The organism is Microbacterium azadirachtae (assembly GCF_025583665.1).
In the GTDB taxonomy this organism is placed as follows: Bacteria; Actinomycetota; Actinomycetes; order Actinomycetales; family Microbacteriaceae; genus Microbacterium; species Microbacterium azadirachtae.
This window is the reverse complement of the sequence record NZ_CP099706.1, coordinates 345792-362190: the sequence shown is the minus strand read 5'-3', so window position 1 is coordinate 362190 and position 16399 is coordinate 345792. Positions and strand designations below refer to the sequence as shown.

Genomic DNA, 16399 nt, shown 5'->3' with positions numbered 1-16399 from the left:
TAGTCTGGGAGCATGTCGCGTCTGCTCGTCCGCCGTCCCTCGCCCCGTCTCGCCGAAGGCGAGCTGACCCACCTCGAGCGCGTCCCGGTCGACCCGGAGCTCGCTCAGCGCCAGTGGGAGGCGTATGTCGAGGTGTACCGCTCACTCGGCTGGGATGTGATCGACATCGATCCCGACGACGCGCATGCCGACGGGGTCTTCGTCGAGGACACCGTGGTGATGTTCGGCGACCTGGCCCTGCTCACCCGCCCCGGCGCCGATTCGCGTCGCGGGGAGATCGAGACCACCCGCGCCGCGCTGGAGAAGGCGGGCATCGAGTACGCCGCGATCGAGGCGCCCGGCACGCTCGACGGCGGCGACGTGCTCAAGGTGGGTCGCACCGTGTACGTCGGGCAGACCCTGCGCACGAACGCCGAGGCCGTCCGGCAGATGGATGCCCTGCTGGCGCCGCGCGGCTGGACCGTCGTACCCGTCGAGGTCACCAAGGTGCTGCACCTGAAGAGCGGCGTCACCGCCCTCCCCGACGGCACGGTGATCGGCTACCCGCCCCTCGTCGACGACGCCTCGATCTACCCGGAGTTCCTGGCCGTGCCCGAGGAGCACGGCACGGCCGTCGTCGTCCTGGACGACGACACGGTGCTGATGTCGTCGGATGCGCCGCAGAGCGCGCAGCTGTTCCGCGACCGCGGCCTCACCGTGATCGAGACCCCGATCAGCGAGTTCGAGAAGCTCGAGGGCTGCGTGACGTGCCTGTCGGTGCGGGTGCGCGACTGAGCTGAGCGCGCCCTCCCCCGCGCTCAGCCCGCGAGGGTCGCGCCGAGCGCCAGCCCGCCGATCGCGGCGAGGATCCCGAGCACCAGCATCCCGGCCGCGTTGAACACCGCGGCCGGCCGGGATCCGTCCCGCCAGAGCGCGACCGTGTCGAGCATGGCCGTGCTGAACGTGGTGTAGCCGCCGAGCAGTCCGGCGCCGACGATGAAGGCCGCTGCGGGGAATCCTCCCGTGATCACGCCGAGCACGAAGGATCCGCTCAGATTGATCGCGAGCACGCCCCACGGATAGCGAGCGCCGACGAGCCGGGCCACCCCGAGGTCGACGAGATAGCGCAGCCCCGCGCCGACGCCGCCGGCGAGCGCGGCGACCGCGAACAGGAGCGGGCTCATCCGTGCGCCTGCGCGTGCGCCGAGCGAGGACGAGCCAGCGCGAGTCCGAGCACGGCCGCCCCGATGCCGAGCACGACACTGCCCGCGGCGTATGCCGCAGCGAGCCACGGCTGCGCATGCCACAGCGTGACCGTGCCGACGGCGAACGCGCTGTAGGTGGTGAAGCCGCCCAGCACCCCCGTCCCGAGGAGGATCCGCACGGCGCTCGACCCCGGCAGCCGCGCCGCCAGGACGCCGATGAGGAAGGCCCCGAGGAGGTTCGCCACCAGGGTCGCCCAGGGAACGGCGCCGAGTCCGCCGCCCGCGGGGGCCGGCAGCGCGAGCCCCAGGCCCAGCCGTGCCGCGGTGCCGATCGCGCCGCCCGCCACCACCAGGGCGAGGCGGAGAGGGATCGGCGAGGTCACGCCCGTCAGCCTAACCCCGGGATCCGGGAGCCGCGTCCGGCCGGGTTACGTAGACTCGGCCAGGTGGCGGGAGGACCCGGCCCGGGGTCCCGCCGATCGGTTCGGAGCGACCGAGGAGGACGACGCGCGAGTGACATACAGGTCGGCTTTCGGCTGGGCGCGGCTCCTCACCGCGGCCGTGTGCGTCGTCGCCCTCGTGGACCGGCTGTTCTGGGGCCTGGGCTCGCAGACCATCGCCGGGCAGAACTTCCTCGCGTACCTCACGATCGAGTCGAACATCGCCTTCGCGATCCTCGCCGTGGTCGCGGGCGTGATCGCACTGCGCACCCCCGAGGATCCACGCTGGCTGACCACGGCGCGGGCGGTGGTGCTCAGCTGGACGATCACCGCGGGCCTCGCGTTCGCGCTCATCGTCTGGCAGGCGGGCGTGCACGGGGTGCCGATCTGGGTGCCGTGGTCCGACGTGGTCCTGCACTTCGTGCTGCCGGCGTGGACGATCGTGGCATGGGTGTTCGGCCCCGGCCGACGGGCCGCCTCCTGGCGGATCGTTCCCTACGTGCTGCTGTATCCGGTGCTCTGGGGCGTGTTCACGATCTGGCGCGGCGGCCTCGTGGGCTGGTACCCCTACTACTTCCTGGATCCGCGTCAGGTGTCGGGTCCGCCCGAGATGATCCTGACCTGCGCGATCGCGCTGGCGATCTTCGCGCTCGTGGCATCGGGGCTGGTCGCCGTGAGCCGGCTGCACCCGACCGCACCCGGCGATCCCGAGGATCCCGGTGGAGCGGATCCGGCCGACGCCGCGGATCCGGATCCCGATCGGTCCGACGCGATCGTCAGGGCGTCGGCGTCGCCCTGACGAAGAAGCGCAGCGACTCCCGCACGACGGCCTGCGCCTCACCGTCGCCGAGCTTCGCGAACGCCTCCGCCTCCGGTCCGCCGACGAGACCGACGAGCACGGGCTTGCCGGTGACCGGCTGCAGGTTGAGCCAGGTGCGGATCGGCGCATCGCCGCCGACGACGTGCCAGACGTCGGCGTCGACGTTCCAGAACGTCTCGTCGAACTGCGCCCACACGGTCTCGACGTACCCCGAGGCGAGCGCCGCGATCGCACCGCGCTGCGTGAACGGGAGCGCGGGCGAGAACTCCACGGCCTGATGCTGCAGCACGCCCAGCGGGACCGTGACCACGACCCGGTCGAACGACAGCGACTCGCCCGTGCCGAGGCGCAGGCTCACACCCGAGTCGTCGTGCGCGATCCGCGACACCGGCGAGGCGAGCGTGACCTTGAGCCCCGCGAGCGGGGCGTCCACCAGCACGCCCACGTCGCCGTCGGCCCCGACGAGCGCATCCGGGACGAAGGCCGGCGGGTACCAGCTCGACGCCTTCGCCGCGTCGGCGCCTGTCGTCGCCTGCAGCCAGGAGAGCGCGGCCGCCAGCCCGGGCTCGGCGGGATCCGCACCCGACGCCTTGAGGGCCGCGACGATCGTCGCGTCCGAGGGTCCGTTCGCCGCCTGGGCGACCGCACGCTCGACGGGGCCCTCGTCGACGGTGTGCGCGGCACCGTCCTTCGACCAGCCCGTCGCGGTGTCGAAGCGCAGGCGGTGCACGCCCTGCGCGGCGAGCTCCGCCCCCAGGGTGCCGTCGTCCTCGCCCGCGGAGAGCCAGGCGCCGAGCTGCACCGGGAGCGGCCAGTTCTTATCCGCGACCGAGCGGATCCGCCCTCCGGTGCGCTCCCGCGCCTCGAACACGGTCACCGTCAGTCCGGCGTCGGCGAGCGCACGGGCCGCAGCGGCCCCGGCCGCCCCGGCACCCACGACCGCGATCCGCTCCCCGCCGGCCGCCGCGTCGATCACGGCCCGCGCGGCGCGTCGTCCCGAGGCGATCGCCCCCGGCACGGTGCCCGGATGGTCCTGGTCGGTCGCCTCTCCCGCGAAGAACACGCGGTCGCCGATCGACGCGGCGAGGTCCGCGCGCAGCTGCGGGGACGCCCCCACCGGCAGGTAGCTCATCGCCCCGCGCGCGTAGGGGTCCGTCGACCAGGTGCTGCGCATCCACGCCGACGGCGCGGGCGCGGCGCCCGGCGGGACCGTCGGGGTGGGCGTGGGCGGACGCGAGGTCGGCGGCTTCGTGGGCTGCGGCTCGGGCGTGCACGCCGCGAGCACGACTGCGACGGCACCGAATCCGGCGCCGACGAGCAGGTTTCGCCGCGTGATGCCCATCGTGGTGCCAGCCTATCCCGGGCGGCGTCGGGGCCGCCCTTGGTCTCGCGGCGCCCGGCCACCGTCGTCGCCGTTGCAGGCTGCACGAGATGGGAAACGCCGCTCCCCGGATCTCGGGAGCGGCGTTTCCACCTCTGCGGGTGCCGTCGGCTCGGCACGGGATGGAGAAGGTCGGCAGCAGGGCCGCCCGAGCGCCCTTTTCCCTCTTCTCGGGCCCCGGATCGAGCCCGGGTCCGCCTACGGGTGCCCGGGATCCGCCTACAGGTTCGCCTCGGCGTAGATGCGCAGCGCGTCGCGGACGAACTCCGCCCCGCCCGTCCCCATCGTGCCCGTGTCGGACTGCGCCGCCCGATCGGCGGGCGTCGCGTAGTTCGCGCCGAAGCGCGGATCCGCCACGTACATCTCGCCGAGCCCGGTCACGTAGGCCTTGCGGTCCCCGCCCGCGCCGTACGCGGGGGTGCCGGGGATGCCGGTCAGCCACGCGACGTGACGCCGGGCGACGTCCTGCGCCTCCGGCGATGCGGGATCCGCTCCCGCCGCGGCGAGCGCGATCCAGTCGGCGCCGAGATCGGCGACGCGCTGCTGCCAGGCGGCCTTCTCGTCGGCGCTCAGCCCGCGCCACCAGCGGTCGCCGTCGGCGTAGGCCTTCGTGCCCCAGCGCGTCTCGACCTCCTCCTTGTACTGCGTGTGGTCGAAGCCGTCGAACATGTTCTCAGGCATGAGGTCCTCTCCTTCTCTCAGTGTGGTGATGGTGTGCTCGACCGACGCGATCTGCCGCGCCAGCCGCTCCTGCTCGGCGCGCAGCTGCGCCAGGTGCCTCTCGAGGGCCGCCGCCTCGACGGCGGCTCCGCGGACGTCGGTCGGACGCGGATCCGCGCCGACGACATCCGCGATGGCGGGAAGGCCCAGACCGAGCTCCCGCAGCAGCAGGATGCGCTGCAGGCGCACCAGCGCGCCCTCGTCGTAGTGCCGGTACCCGTTCGGCGCGATCCGGGTGGGCGGCAGCAGGCCGATGTCGTCGTAGTGCCGCAGGGTGCGGCTCGTCGTCCCGGTCAGCCGCGCGATCTCCTGGATCGACCAGTCCCGATGCTCCATGGATCCTCCTTCCGTCGTCGGTGAAACCAGGCTAGAAGTTGACGTCGCGTCAATGTCAACTGCTTCTCCGCGGCGCACCTCCCGCGCGGTACGTTCGTACCGTGACCACCGCCGATGCCCCGCACCCGCACGACGCTGCCGCTCCGCACCCGGAGGGGGCGACGCACCCGCTCGCCCTGGCCCCGGTGACCCCGCCGCCCGCGACCGTGGACGGGTTCGTGGCGGAGTTCCTGCGCACCCTCAACTTCGACTGCGGCGTCGCGCTGAGCGCCTCCACCGCCAACGACCGCTACGTCGCCCTCGCCCACACCGTGCGGGACTACCTGATGGGCCGCTGGCTGGAAGACCTGCGCCAGCAGAAGGAGACGCAGGCCAAGAGCGTCTGCTACCTCTCGGCGGAGTATCTGCTGGGCCGCCAGCTCGACAACAACCTGCTCGCGTCGGGGCTCACCGAGATCGCGGCCGAGGCGCTCGCGGCCTGCGGGCTGAGCCTGGACGAGCTGCGCGAGCACGAGATCGAGCCGGGCCTCGGCAACGGCGGCCTCGGCCGGCTCGCCGCGTGCTTCATCGACTCGCTCGCGACGCTCGGCGTGCCGAGCATCGGCTACGGGATCCGCTACGAGTACGGCATCTTCCGTCAGACCTTCGAGGACGGCCAGCAGGTGGAGCAGCCCGATGCCTGGCTGACGCTGGGCTCGCCGTGGGAGTTCCCGCATCCCGAGCGCGCGCAGCTGGTGTCGTTCGGCGGGCACACCGAGACCTATGACGACGGCGGCGTCACCCGCACCCGCTGGGTGCCGGCGTGGAACGTGAGCGCGATCCCATGCAACTACATGGTCCCCGGGTTCGAGAACGGCCGCGTGAACACCCTGCGACTGTGGCGCGCGAAGGCCACCGACGCCTTCGACCTGCGCATCTTCAACTCCGGCGACTACGAGGAGGCCGTCCGCGCGCAGACCTTCGCCGAGAACATCTCCAAGGTGCTCTACCCCGAGGACTCCACGCCGCAGGGCAAGGAGCTGCGCCTGCAGCAGCAGTACTTCTTCGTCGCCGCGTCGATCCACGACTTCCTCGACACCATGCTCGCCGAGGGGTACGACCTCGCGAAGCTGGGCGACCGCGTCATCTTCCAGCTCAACGACACCCATCCGGTGATCGCCGTGCCCGAGCTGATGCGGGTGCTCGTCGACGAGCGCGGAATGGACTGGGACGCGGCGTGGGCGGTGACCCGCCGGTGCTTCGCCTACACCTGCCACACCCTGCTCCCGGAGGCGCTCGAGGTGTGGTCGGTCGATCTGCTGGGCCGCCTGCTGCCCCGGCATCTGGAGATCATCTACCGGATCAACGAGGAGTTCCTCGCGGCGGTGCGCGCGCGCTTCGGCGACGACGAGCTGCGGATCCGGAACATGTCGATCATCGCCGAGTTCCCCGAGCGCGCCGTGCGGATGGCCTATCTCGCGACGGTCGCCGGCTCCAAGGTCAACGGCGTCGCCGAGCTGCACTCGCAGCTGCTGCGGGAGAAGGTGCTCCCCGACTTCGACGCGTTCTACCCCGGGAAGTTCACGAACGTGACCAACGGCGTGACCCCGCGGCGATTCCTCCGGCTCGCGAACCCCGCGCTGTCGTCGCTCATCACGGAGGCGATCGGCGAGGGTTGGGTCACCGACCTCGAGCGCCTGCGCGAGCTCGAGCCGTTCGCCGACGACGCCGGCTTCCGCGCATCGTTCGCCGAGGTGAAGGCGGCCAACAAGCGCCGCCTGAACGATGTGCTGCACGCCCGGGACGGGATGCGCGTCGGCGACGGGCACCTCGTCGACGTCATGGTGAAGCGCCTGCACGAGTACAAGCGCCAGCTGCTCAAGGTGCTGCACGTGGTGAGCGAGTACGAGGGCGTGATCTCGGGACGGATCCCGCTCGAGCAGCTGCAGCCGCGCACCGTGGTGTTCGGAGCGAAGGCCGCGCCCGGCTACGCGATGGCGAAGAGGATCATCCACCTGATCAACGCCGTCGGGTCCACGGTCAACGCCGATACCCGCCTCGACGGCCGCCTGCAGGTGCTGTTCCCGCCGAACTACAACGTGACGCTCGCGGAGAGCGTGATCCCGGCCGCCGACCTCAGCGAGCAGATCTCGCTCGCCGGCAAGGAGGCTTCCGGCACCGGCAACATGAAGTTCGCCCTGAACGGCGCGCTGACGATCGGGACCGACGACGGCGCGAACGTCGAGATCCGTGAGCTCGTCGGCGACGAGAACTTCTTCCTGTTCGGCATGGCCGAGCCCGAGGTCGAGGCGCTGTCCGCCCGCGGATACCGCCCGAGCGAGTTCTACCAGGCCGACGCGGGGCTGCGGCGCGCGATCGACCTCATCGCGTCCGGCTCGTTCTCGGCCGGCGACCGCTCGGTGTTCGAGCCGATCGTGTCGAACCTGCTCTACGAGGACCGCTTCATGGTGCTCGCGGACTATGCGTCCTACATGGCCGCGCAGGACCGCGTCGACGCCGCCTACCGCGACGGCGACCGGTGGATCCGCTCCGCGATCCTGAACGTCGCGCGCTGCGGGTTCTTCTCCTCCGACCGCTCGATCCACGACTACATCGACCGGATCTGGCACACCCCGCCGATGATCTGACCCACCCCGCGCCCGTCATCCCCCACCACGATTCCCTCCCCGCAGCGCGTTTCCCTCCTCACACGTGCGCCCGCAGGGGGAGGGAAAGACGACAGGAGGAGGGAGACGTCGGACGCACCTGCCCTGGTCAGCTTCGCGAGCGGTCAGCGGGAGCGCGATCCGCAGAACTACGTCGACCTCTGAGCCGGCGGCGAAGGGCGGACTCCTCACAGGGTCCGCCCTTTCTCGGCCTCGGAGCGAACGGTTCTGCGAAGACCTCTTGACGGATTCGAGATATATCGTGTTATGCTCGGAAACACGATATATCTCGATCCTCGGGATATGCATCCCCAACCAGGAGAACAGACATGACCGAGAAGTGGCTCATCGCCCCCGGGCAGGAGCGCGTGATCGACATCGAGCGCGCGTCGAAGCTCAAGATCGGACTCGTCGGCGGGCAGGTCGACGTCATCGCCCACGACGAGCCCGGCATCCGTATCGAGGTGCACAACGTCACCATCAAGGACCTTCGCATCGAGTCCGACGGCACCCAGATCGAGATCGACCACCCGCAGATCGGGTGGGACAACTTCCTCGAGGTGTTCCGCAACTTCGGCGCAGGCGGCCCCAAGGCCGAGATCAGCGTCGCCGTCCCGCGGGACATCGCGCTCACCCTCGGCGTCGTGAGCGCCGGCGCGCTCGTCTCCGGCCTCACCGAGGACGCCCGCCTCAACACCGTCTCCGGCGATCTCATCGTCGACACCCACCGCGGCGACCTGAACGTGAACACCGTCTCGGGCGACGTGCAGGTGCGGGGCCTGACCGGCACCGCCATGGCCAACACGGTCTCGGGCGGCGTCGCGCTGACCGGCGAGATCCGCAAGGCCACGATCGACAGCGTCTCGGGCGCGATGCTCATCGACGCGACCGGCCCCGTCAACACGGTGTCGCTCAACAGCGTCTCAGGCGATGCGACCGTGCGCCTGGACGAGGAACTCGCCGCGAACTACGTGGCCCGGACGCTGAGCGGCCGCATCACGATCGACGGCGTGCCGCGCGGCACCTCCGGCCCGTCGAACTTCGCCGGTTCGCGCGGCGAGCTGTCCGGGACCTTCGCCGACGTGCGCGTGAACACCGTCTCCGGCGATGTCACCGTGCTGCGCCGCGACGCGGCCGAGGCGCCGGTGTCGTTCACCTCCGACGGGGAGGATCTGCTGTGAGCCCCGCGGTCTTCTCCCACGGCGACCTGCGCCTGTACCTGCTGGCACTGCTCGCCGAGTCCCCGCAGCACGGCTACGGCATCATCCAGGCGCTCACCGATCGCACCGGCGGCACCTACACGCCGAGCGCCGGCACGATCTACCCCCGCCTGGCGAAGCTCGAGGAGGAGGGACTCGTCACGAAGACGGCCGACGGCCGGACCACGATCTACGCCATCACCGACGCGGGGCGGGCCGAGCTCGCCGCGCGCGAGGGCGACCTGCAGGGCATCGAGGCCGGACTCAACGACTCCGTGCGCCTGATCGCGAACGAGGTGCGCCAGAGCGTGCAGGAGGCCATGCGGAGCCTGCGCGCCGACCTCGCCGCCGCCGCCCGCGAAGAGCGCTCCGGAGGGACGGCCTCCTCCTACCGGGAGGCGACCGCGCGCGCCGACGAGCGGATCGCCAGCCGGGAGGAGCTGCGTCGCGCCGATGCGTCGATCAACGAGTTCCGCGCCCGCGTGCGCGCCGATCTGCGCACGCACGTCGCCAAAGGCGGCCTGCTGCCCGCCCAGGTGGTGAGCGACCTCGACGCGGCGCTCGACGCCGCCGCCCACGCGGTGACGTCGGCCTTGGCCGGGCTGCGCAGCTGAGGCCCTTCACCGGGTCGGCGAGCGAGCACGGCCGACGGCCGACGGGACGGAACGCGGCGCCCTGGTGGGTGACCGCGTTTCGTCTCGGGCGCTGCGCGTCCTCGCTCAACGGCCGGAAGGGTCGGGCACTGCGCGTCCTCGGCTCAACGACCGGGAAGGGAAGGCGCCGACCCGGATCCGGCTACTCCGGCCAGATCTCCTTCTGCGTGTCGGGTACGGGCTCCTCGAGCGGCACGACGAGGATCGGCCGCGACTGCCGGTGCGACAGCCGTGCCGCGACGGATCCGGTGAAGAACTCGCGGATCGACTCCCCGATCCCGCGGCTGCGCGTGCCGACCACGATCAGCTGCGCATCCACCTCGCCCGCGAGATGCTTGATCGCGAGCGCGGGGTCACCCACCAGCTGACGCGCGGTCCAGGTGAGGCCGGATCCGGCGAGCACCTTCTCGACCTCGGCGCGCAGCTCGGCGAACTCCTCGGCGCCCGTGTCGATGTTGAGGTCGATCGGCGCGGAGTGCACCATGCCGTCCGGATCCTCGAACGTGACGAAGCGCGTGACGTCGACGTGCACGATCAGGAGGGGCGCGGAGAGCAGGGTCGCGTAGCGCATCGCCTCGGCGAGCACGCGCGGCGGCTGACCGGGTCGCAGGGCGACGATCACGGCCTTCTGCAGCTGCGTGTTCTGCAGTTCTCGTTCCTCAGGGGTGGGGGCGGTGTCGCTCATCTCATCGTTCCCTTCCGGCCGGGTTGCTGCGACCCCCGTCACGGCGAGGTGAGGTGGCCCTCGTGCTATCCTGGATGCTACTCTTACCGGCCGCGAGCCGGTGCCGGAAATAGACAGCGGGCCCCGTTTCGTCCGCTGCTTACAGTAAGGGGGTCTCGCGCATGGGCCGTGGCCGTCAGAAGGCAAAGCACACCAAGATTGCCCGCGAACTGAAGTCCTACAGTCCGTCGGTGAACTACTCCGCGCTGGAGCGCGAGCTGGGTCATCCGGAGACCGAAGACCAGTACGTCGACAAGTGGGCGGATCAGTACGCCGACGAAGACGAGGACGAGCTCGAAAGGGCCTGAGCTCTCTCATCCGCAACCCCGCCCGAGCATGCTCGCGGCGGGGTTCGTCGTTGGCACCGGTCGTCCGCGCGTCCCTGCGAGGATGGATCCATGCCTCACGTCGTCGCGCTCTATCGCCACCCCGTCAAGGGATTCACGCCCGAGAGCCTTTCCTCGCTCACCGTGCAGGCGGACGGCCGGATCGCCGGCGACCGGGTGCTCGCGTTCCGCTTCGCGGATGCGGCGACACCCGAGGAGCGCGACGGCCTCGATCACTGGCCGAAGTCGAAGGGGCTCGCGCTCGAGTCCTTCCCCGCGCTCGCGCAGCTGCGGCTGACCTACGACCACGACGCGCGGCGCGTGCGCATCGAGCACGCGGACGAGACGCTGGCCGACGCGGATCTGGACGACGACGGACGCCACGCGCTCTCCGAGGCCGTCACCGCCTTCGTGCTCGACTCCCCCGACGCCAAGCGCCTGCAGCGGCCGGGACGCCTCCCGCTGGCGCTGGTCGGCGACGGCACCCGCTCGCGGTTCCAGGACCGGGGACGCGGCTACGTGTCGCTGCACAGCGAGTCGAGCGTCGCCGCGCTGGGCGCCGCGCTCGGACAGGAGGTGGACGATCGCCGGTTCCGCTCGAACGTCGTGATCGGGGGCGTCGACGCGTGGGACGAGCTGGACTGGCACGGCGAGGTGCGCATCGGCGACGTGCGGCTGCACACAGCCGGCCCGATCGTGCGCTGCCTGGCGACGCACGCGAACCCCGACACCGGCGAGCGCGACGCGAGCGTGCTGAAGACGCTCACCGGATCCCTCGGCCAGGACGAGCCGACGCTCGGCCGCCTGCTCGTGCTGCCCGGGATCAGCGGCGCGGTCGGCGAGTCCGCGGGCGTCGGCGGCACGATCCGCGTGGGCGACGAGGTGCTCGTGGGCTGAGGGCGCGGCGCCTGCGCTCAGTCGACCGCGGTCGCCCTCAGGATGACGGCGGTCTCGGGATGCACCGACGGCATCACGATGCCGATCCGGCCGAGGATCCTCCCGGTCAGCTCGACGCCGTCCTGCTGCCAGGCCGCGGCGTTGCCCGCGAGCCCCCGCAGGCTGAGCGGCTCGATCTCGACGCGATAGCGCCGGCCGTCGTCGAGCCCGGGCAGGCGGAAGCGCCCCGCGCTCGCCGTCGCACCGAGGGCGAGCGCGGTGAACAGGTAGAGCGCGCGTCCGCCGTCCTCGGCGATCACGCCCTGCAGCGCGAAGGCCGGATCCGGTGTCTGCGCGCGCACCGTCCTGCCGCCGTGCAGCAGCGCGCGCTCGCGCTTGTGCAGCGCGATCCACTCCGCCAGCTGGGCGCGTTCGTCGTCGCTCCAGCCGCGGATGTCCGCCTCGACGCCCAGGTGGCCGAAGAGCGCGACGGAGGCGCGGAACGCGAGGGTGTGGGTGCGGCCGGTGACGTGCGAGGGGGCGGACGCGATGTGCGCGCCGATGAGCTCCGGCGGCACCAGCTGGGCCGTCCATGCGTTGATCCGCCGGCGCTCCAGGGGGTCGTTGTCGTCCGATCCCCACACCCGGTCCGTGCGCTCGAGCACGCCCAGGTCGACGCGTCCGCCGCCCGAGGAGCACGACTCGATCTCGAGCCCCGGCTGGTGGCGCTTGAGCTCGTCCACGAGCGCGTAGAACGCGAGGGTCTGCCCGTGCACGCCCGGTGCGCGCCGGGATCCGGTGCCCGCCTCGACGAGGTCGCGGTTGTGATCCCATTTCAGGTACGCGATGTCGTACTCGTCGAGCAGCGCGATCAGCGCGTCGCGCACGTGCGCGTAGCAGGCCGGGTTCGCCAGATCGAGCACCTGCTGATGGCGCCCCGTGAGCGGCCATTCCGAGCGCGCCGACATGATCCAGTCCGGATGCGCGCGGGCCAGGTCGGAGTCGGGATTCACCATCTCCGGCTCCACCCAGAGCCCGAACTGCATGCCCAGGCCGCGCACATGGTCGATGAGCGGATGCAGCCCCTGCGGCCACACCTCGGGCGACACGGTCCAGTCGCCGAGCCCGGCGCGGTCGTTGCGGCGCGCACCGAACCAGCCGTCGTCGAGCACGAAGCGCTCCACCCCGACGGACGCGGCGGCATCGGCCAGCTCCACGAGATCCTGCTCGTTCTGGTCGAAGTACACGGCCTCCCACACGTTGAGGGTGACCGGGCGGGGCGACAGCGGGTGCTGGGGCCGCGCGCGCAGCATCCGGTGCGACTGCGCCGCGAGCGCGTCGAGACCCTGCCCGTGGAAGCCGTACAGCCACGGGCTCCGATACTCCTCGCCGGCACCCAGCCGGATCTCGCCGGGCAGCAGCAGCTCGCCCCCGGCGAGCACCTGGCGGCCCTCGGCGACCCGCTCGACCTGATGCACGTGGTCGCCGGACCAGCCGACGTGGATCCCCCACACCTCGCCCGAGGCCTCGTCGAAGCCGTGCCGGCCGACGGCGAGCACCAGCGCGCTCCCGAGGCCGGTGCGCCCGCGCCGGTTCTCCCTGCGGTGCGCGCCGACGCCGAGGCGGCGCCGCTGCGGAACGCGCTCGACCGCCCAGCGTCCCGCGAAGTCCAGCGCCTCGTCTGCCTCCAGCGGCACGGGCAGCGTCGGCAGGAGCGCGTCGAGCGCGTACCCGTCGACGCCGGCGTTGCGGAGGGCCGCACGGGTGCGGATCGCGCCGGAGGCGGTGAGCTCGACGTCGAGCTCGAGCTCCAGCTGCGCCTCGTCGTCGCGGGCGGACACCTGCACCGAAGCAGGGCCGAGGGAGACGAGGCGGCGTCCGGTCGGCACCGGGCCGGATCCGTCCTCGAGCGGGGCGCCGTCCACCCGGACCCCGGTCACCTCGAAGCGCGGCGACCAGTGCGCGCCGTCCCGGGAGCCGCTGATCCCCGGCGTCCCGCTCCATCCGCGGGAGAGCTCGGGGAGCAGCGACACGGGCACGACCGCGTCGACCTCGCTGCCGGCGTCGGGGAAGACGCCGGTGCGCGTCAGCGCGTCGAAGGACGCGGCGTCGAGGGGTCCGCAGGCCGCGCCCCAGTGCACCACCTCCGGCAGCCCGCCGCCGCGGATGTCCAGGACGAGGGCGACGTCCTCGGTCTGGAGCACGATGCCGAGATCCACGACGGCGTGGTCGACGGTCGATGACGACATGATTCCTCTTCCTCAGCGGTTCGAGTATTGTTTACGTTGCCATGCAAGGGACCAATGTGCAACGGACCAAGGACGGCGCTCCGCGCGCCTCGATCAAGGACGTTGCCCAGCGCGCGGGCGTCTCTCCGCAGACCGTGTCGCGCGTGGCCAACGGCTATGTCCACGTCCGCCCGGAGAAGCGCGAGAAGGTGCTCGCCGCGATGAAGGAGCTCGGGTACCGCCCGAACAGCGCCGCGCGCAATCTGAAGTCCGGCCGCTTCCGCAGCCTCGGCGTCGTCACGTTCAACATCACGACGCTGGGCAACGAGCGCACCCTCGAAGCGGTCGCCGAGGCCGGCGCCGCGGCCGGCTACACGACCACCCTGATCCCTGTGGCCGACCCCACGCGCGTCTCGGTGACGGGCGCGTTCGGGCGCCTCGAGGAGCAGGCCGTCGACGGCATCATCCTGATCATGTCCGCCGAGTTCGGCTCGCCCGACGACTACGCCCTGACCGCGGGCCTGCCGCTCGTGATCGTCGACTCCACGGCGACCGCGGAGCACACCCTGGTCGACACCGACCAGGAGCAGGGCGCCCGGATCGCCATGCAGCACCTGCTCGACCTCGGCCACACCCGCATCGCGCACGTGGCGGGCCCGCTCAAGTCGTTCTCCGCACGCCGCCGTGAGGACGCCTACGCACATGTGCTGCAGGAGCGCGGGCTCGACGCGCCGACGCTGCACCGCGGCGACTGGACCGCCGCCTCGGGCCGCGCCGCCGGTCGGGAGATCCTCGCCGAGAGCCCGCGCCCGACGGCGGTGTTCGCGGCGAACGACCAGATGGCGCTCGGCGTGATGCACGCGGCCCACGAGGCGGGACTGCGGATCCCCGAGGATCTCAGCGTGATCGGCTTCGACGACAGCGAGGACAGCGACAGCTACTGGCCCGCCCTGACCACCGTCCACCAGAACTTCGACGTGGTCGGCCAGCGCGCGACCGAGCTGCTCATCGCGATGATCGACGGCGATCCCCTGCCCGACAACCCGCTCATCCCGACCCGGCTCGTGGTGCGGGACAGCACCGGTCCCGCTCCGGCTCTGACCTGACCGCATTCAGAACTCGGTCGGGCCGAGCCGCGGCCACTCCGCGAAGCGCACCGTCGGCCGCTCCGCGCCACGGAGCTCCAGCACGAGGATCTCGTTGCCTCCGGCGCGCAGCACGGGCGCGGGGACGTACAGCGTCTCCTGCGGGCCGCGCGCGGAGTGGCGGCCGAGTGCGAAACCGTTGATCCACACCGCGCCGGATCCCCAGCCGCTCACGTCGAGATGCAGGTCGCCCGAGGGGTCGGCGTCGAAGACGCCCCCGAGCAGCACCGGACCGGCGACGGGAACGCCGGGGCGCACCGCCGTCCCGTGCGCGGCGAGTGCCGCGCGCACGGCGTCGGCGGTCAGCTCGAGGGGGGAGACGGCCCAGTCGTGCAGCTCCTCGCCGTCCAGACGCACGGGGCCGATCAGGCCCTTGGCCTCGCCGATCCGCGGACCGTAGTTCACGCCGCCGAGATGCTCGACGAGGATCGAGAGCTCGCCCGCCGCCGGCACCGTGAGCACGCGGTCGTGCGCTTCGCGATCCAGGATCCCGACGGGGCGTCCGTCGAGGAACACATGTGCGCGGTCGCGCGCCTCGCCCACGGTGAGCGCGCCGCCGTGCGGGACCGCGACCGCATACCGGGAGTAGCCGCGCGGGGAACCGAAGGCCGTCGCGGCGGGCGCGGTCTCGTGCCGGGTCCAGCTCTCCAGCCCCGCGTCGGCGAGCGCGACGGCGCGCACCAGCGGCCCCTCCAGGACGCGCGCGGGCGTCCGGGGCGCAGGGAGGTCCTCCGGCACCGGCGCATACGCGGCGATCACGTCGCGGAACCGCCAGTACTTCTCGGTGGGCGTGCCGTCCTCGGCGATCGGCGCGTCGTAGTCGTACGACGTCGCGATCGGCCGGTAGACGCCCTTGTCGTTGGCGCCCGCCGTGTAGCCGAAGTTCGTGCCGCCGTGCACCATGTAGATGTTGACGCTGGCGCCCGCGGCGAGGAGGGTCTCCAGCTCTGCCGCGCTGTCGGCCGCGGAGGTGGTGTGGTGCGGCTCGCCCCAGCTGTCGAACCAGCCGCACCAGAACTCGGAGCACATGAGCGGCCCCGTCTGCTGGTGCCGGCGCAGCGCCGCCAGGCGCTCCGCCGCGCGCGATCCGAACGACGCGGTGCTGTGCAGATCGGGCAGCGTCCCGTCGTCGAGCATGGAGCCGGCGGGCTGGTCGACCGTCGTGAGCGGCACCTCGATGCCGGCGTCACGGGTGAGGTCGGTGAGGGCGCGCAGGTACGCCTTGTCGGAGCCGTACGCCCCGTACTCGTTCTCGATCTGCACGAGGATGACTCCCCCGCCGCGGTGGATCTGCCTCGGCCGGACGATGTCGTACACGCGCGTGAGATAGCGCTCCACCTCGGCGAGATAGCGCGGATCCTGCGAGCGGACGCGGATCCCGGGATCCGCGATGAGCCACTCCGGCAGCCCGCCGTTGTGCCACTCGGCGCAGATGTAGGGGCCGGGGCGCACGATCGCGTGCATCCCCTGCGCCTGCACGAGGTCGAGGAAGCGGCCGAGGTCGAGGTCGCCCTCCGCGGAGAACTCACCGCGCACCGGCTCGTGCGCGTTCCACGGCACGTAGGTCTCGATCGTGTTGAGGCCCATCTGACGGGCCGTCCGCAGACGGTCCTCCCAGAGGCCGGGGTGGACGCGGAAGTAGTGCATCGCGCCCGAGATCACCTGGAACGGCGCTCCGTCGAGCAGGAAGTCGGTCTCGCCGATGGCGAAGGTGGGCATTGC

At 71.9% G+C, this 16399-nt stretch carries 15 protein-coding genes; 8 read left to right on the top strand and 7 right to left on the bottom strand.

The features are described from left to right. Positions 1-12: 12 nt before the first annotated feature. Positions 13-774 (top strand): dimethylargininase, encoded by a 762-nt coding sequence (ddaH, locus tag NFX31_RS01680; protein WP_045248896.1) that lies wholly within the window; start codon positions 13-15, stop codon positions 772-774. A gap of 23 nt (positions 775-797) precedes the next feature. Here ddaH and NFX31_RS01675 read toward each other — a convergent pair whose 3' ends face one another. Both NFX31_RS01675 and NFX31_RS01670 read right to left on the bottom strand, forming a co-directional pair. Then, positions 798-1163 (bottom strand): fluoride efflux transporter FluC, encoded by a 366-nt coding sequence (locus tag NFX31_RS01675; RefSeq protein ID WP_045248895.1) that lies wholly within the window; start codon positions 1161-1163, stop codon positions 798-800. Continuing rightward, the gene (locus NFX31_RS01670) at positions 1160-1567 is read right to left on the bottom strand and encodes a fluoride efflux transporter FluC (protein ID WP_091477608.1); all 408 of its coding nucleotides are present in this window, start codon (positions 1565-1567) and stop codon (positions 1160-1162) included. The genes NFX31_RS01675 and NFX31_RS01670 overlap by 4 nt, the downstream gene beginning before the upstream one ends. A gap of 130 nt (positions 1568-1697) precedes the next feature. On the opposite strand from NFX31_RS01670, the gene NFX31_RS01665 reads away from it, so the two are divergent. Continuing rightward, a complete protein-coding gene (locus NFX31_RS01665) occupies positions 1698-2423 on the top strand; it encodes a Pr6Pr family membrane protein (protein WP_262956561.1) in 726 nt (241 codons plus the stop codon). Here the strand turns inward: NFX31_RS01665 and NFX31_RS01660 are convergent. Together NFX31_RS01660 and NFX31_RS01655 are read right to left on the bottom strand one after the other, a co-directional pair. Then, complete coding sequence (locus NFX31_RS01660) at positions 2401-3786, bottom strand: flavin monoamine oxidase family protein (RefSeq protein ID WP_262956560.1); 1386 nt, start codon at positions 3784-3786, stop codon at positions 2401-2403. The two genes, NFX31_RS01665 and NFX31_RS01660, sit on opposite strands and share 23 nt — an antisense overlap. A 258-nt stretch (positions 3787-4044) precedes the next feature. Next, complete coding sequence (locus NFX31_RS01655; protein ID WP_045248893.1) at positions 4045-4881, bottom strand: MerR family transcriptional regulator; 837 nt, start codon at positions 4879-4881, stop codon at positions 4045-4047. A gap of 185 nt (positions 4882-5066) precedes the next feature. On the opposite strand from NFX31_RS01655, the gene NFX31_RS01650 reads away from it, so the two are divergent. The 3 genes from NFX31_RS01650 to NFX31_RS01640 all read left to right on the top strand — a co-directional run bounded on the left by NFX31_RS01650 (position 5067) and on the right by NFX31_RS01640 (position 9339). After that, entirely contained in the window at positions 5067-7508 is a 2442-nt protein-coding gene (locus tag NFX31_RS01650) for a glycogen/starch/alpha-glucan phosphorylase (RefSeq protein ID WP_258955375.1), read from the top strand. A gap of 347 nt (positions 7509-7855) precedes the next feature. After that, on the top strand, positions 7856-8707 hold the full coding sequence (locus tag NFX31_RS01645; RefSeq protein ID WP_045249308.1) for a DUF4097 family beta strand repeat-containing protein: 852 nt from the start codon (positions 7856-7858) through the stop codon (positions 8705-8707). Continuing rightward, a complete protein-coding gene (locus tag NFX31_RS01640) occupies positions 8704-9339 on the top strand; it encodes a PadR family transcriptional regulator (RefSeq protein ID WP_262956559.1) in 636 nt (211 codons plus the stop codon). Before NFX31_RS01645 ends, NFX31_RS01640 begins: the two co-directional genes overlap by 4 nt. 181 nt (positions 9340-9520) lie before the next feature. Here NFX31_RS01640 and NFX31_RS01635 read toward each other — a convergent pair whose 3' ends face one another. Continuing rightward, positions 9521-10063 carry a universal stress protein gene (locus tag NFX31_RS01635; RefSeq protein ID WP_045249306.1) on the bottom strand — a complete coding sequence of 181 codons (543 nt, stop codon included), beginning with the start codon at positions 10061-10063 and terminating at the stop codon, positions 9521-9523. Between the two features lie 161 nt (positions 10064-10224). Between NFX31_RS01635 and NFX31_RS01630 the strand changes: the two genes are divergently transcribed. Next, positions 10225-10410 (top strand): DUF3073 domain-containing protein, encoded by a 186-nt coding sequence (locus tag NFX31_RS01630; protein WP_045249305.1) that lies wholly within the window; start codon positions 10225-10227, stop codon positions 10408-10410. Between the two features lie 90 nt (positions 10411-10500). Continuing rightward, on the top strand, positions 10501-11325 hold the full coding sequence (locus NFX31_RS01625; RefSeq protein ID WP_262956558.1) for an MOSC domain-containing protein: 825 nt from the start codon (positions 10501-10503) through the stop codon (positions 11323-11325). A 17-nt stretch (positions 11326-11342) separates the two neighbouring features. Here NFX31_RS01625 and NFX31_RS01620 read toward each other — a convergent pair whose 3' ends face one another. Beyond that, complete coding sequence (locus tag NFX31_RS01620; protein WP_262956557.1) at positions 11343-13553, bottom strand: alpha-galactosidase; 2211 nt, start codon at positions 13551-13553, stop codon at positions 11343-11345. A 56-nt stretch (positions 13554-13609) separates the two neighbouring features. On the opposite strand from NFX31_RS01620, the gene NFX31_RS01615 reads away from it, so the two are divergent. Next, positions 13610-14638, top strand: a complete 1029-nt coding sequence (locus tag NFX31_RS01615) for a LacI family DNA-binding transcriptional regulator (protein ID WP_258955335.1) — start codon at positions 13610-13612, stop codon at positions 14636-14638. 6 nt (positions 14639-14644) lie between these two features. Here NFX31_RS01615 and NFX31_RS01610 read toward each other — a convergent pair whose 3' ends face one another. Further along, a complete protein-coding gene (locus NFX31_RS01610) occupies positions 14645-16396 on the bottom strand; it encodes a glycoside hydrolase family 35 protein (RefSeq protein ID WP_262956556.1) in 1752 nt (583 codons plus the stop codon). Between the last annotated feature and the right edge of the window lie 3 nt (positions 16397-16399).

What these genes read in the sequence shown, in the direction of transcription:
- ddaH (WP_045248896.1), top strand. Translation starts at nt 13, where the DNA reads ATGTCGCGTCTGCTCGTCCGCCGTCCCTCGCCCCGTCTCGCCGAAGGC.
- NFX31_RS01675 (WP_045248895.1), bottom strand. Translation starts at nt 1,163, where the DNA reads ATGAGCCCGCTCCTGTTCGCGGTCGCCGCGCTCGCCGGCGGCGTCGGC.
- NFX31_RS01660 (WP_262956560.1), bottom strand. Translation starts at nt 3,786, where the DNA reads ATGGGCATCACGCGGCGAAACCTGCTCGTCGGCGCCGGATTCGGTGCC.
- NFX31_RS01655 (WP_045248893.1), bottom strand. Translation starts at nt 4,881, where the DNA reads ATGGAGCATCGGGACTGGTCGATCCAGGAGATCGCGCGGCTGACCGGG.
- NFX31_RS01645 (WP_045249308.1), top strand. Translation starts at nt 7,856, where the DNA reads ATGACCGAGAAGTGGCTCATCGCCCCCGGGCAGGAGCGCGTGATCGAC.
- NFX31_RS01635 (WP_045249306.1), bottom strand. Translation starts at nt 10,063, where the DNA reads ATGAGCGACACCGCCCCCACCCCTGAGGAACGAGAACTGCAGAACACG.
- NFX31_RS01630 (WP_045249305.1), top strand. Translation starts at nt 10,225, where the DNA reads ATGGGCCGTGGCCGTCAGAAGGCAAAGCACACCAAGATTGCCCGCGAA.
- NFX31_RS01625 (WP_262956558.1), top strand. Translation starts at nt 10,501, where the DNA reads ATGCCTCACGTCGTCGCGCTCTATCGCCACCCCGTCAAGGGATTCACG.
- NFX31_RS01620 (WP_262956557.1), bottom strand. Translation starts at nt 13,553, where the DNA reads ATGTCGTCATCGACCGTCGACCACGCCGTCGTGGATCTCGGCATCGTG.
- NFX31_RS01610 (WP_262956556.1), bottom strand. Translation starts at nt 16,396, where the DNA reads ATGCCCACCTTCGCCATCGGCGAGACCGACTTCCTGCTCGACGGAGCG.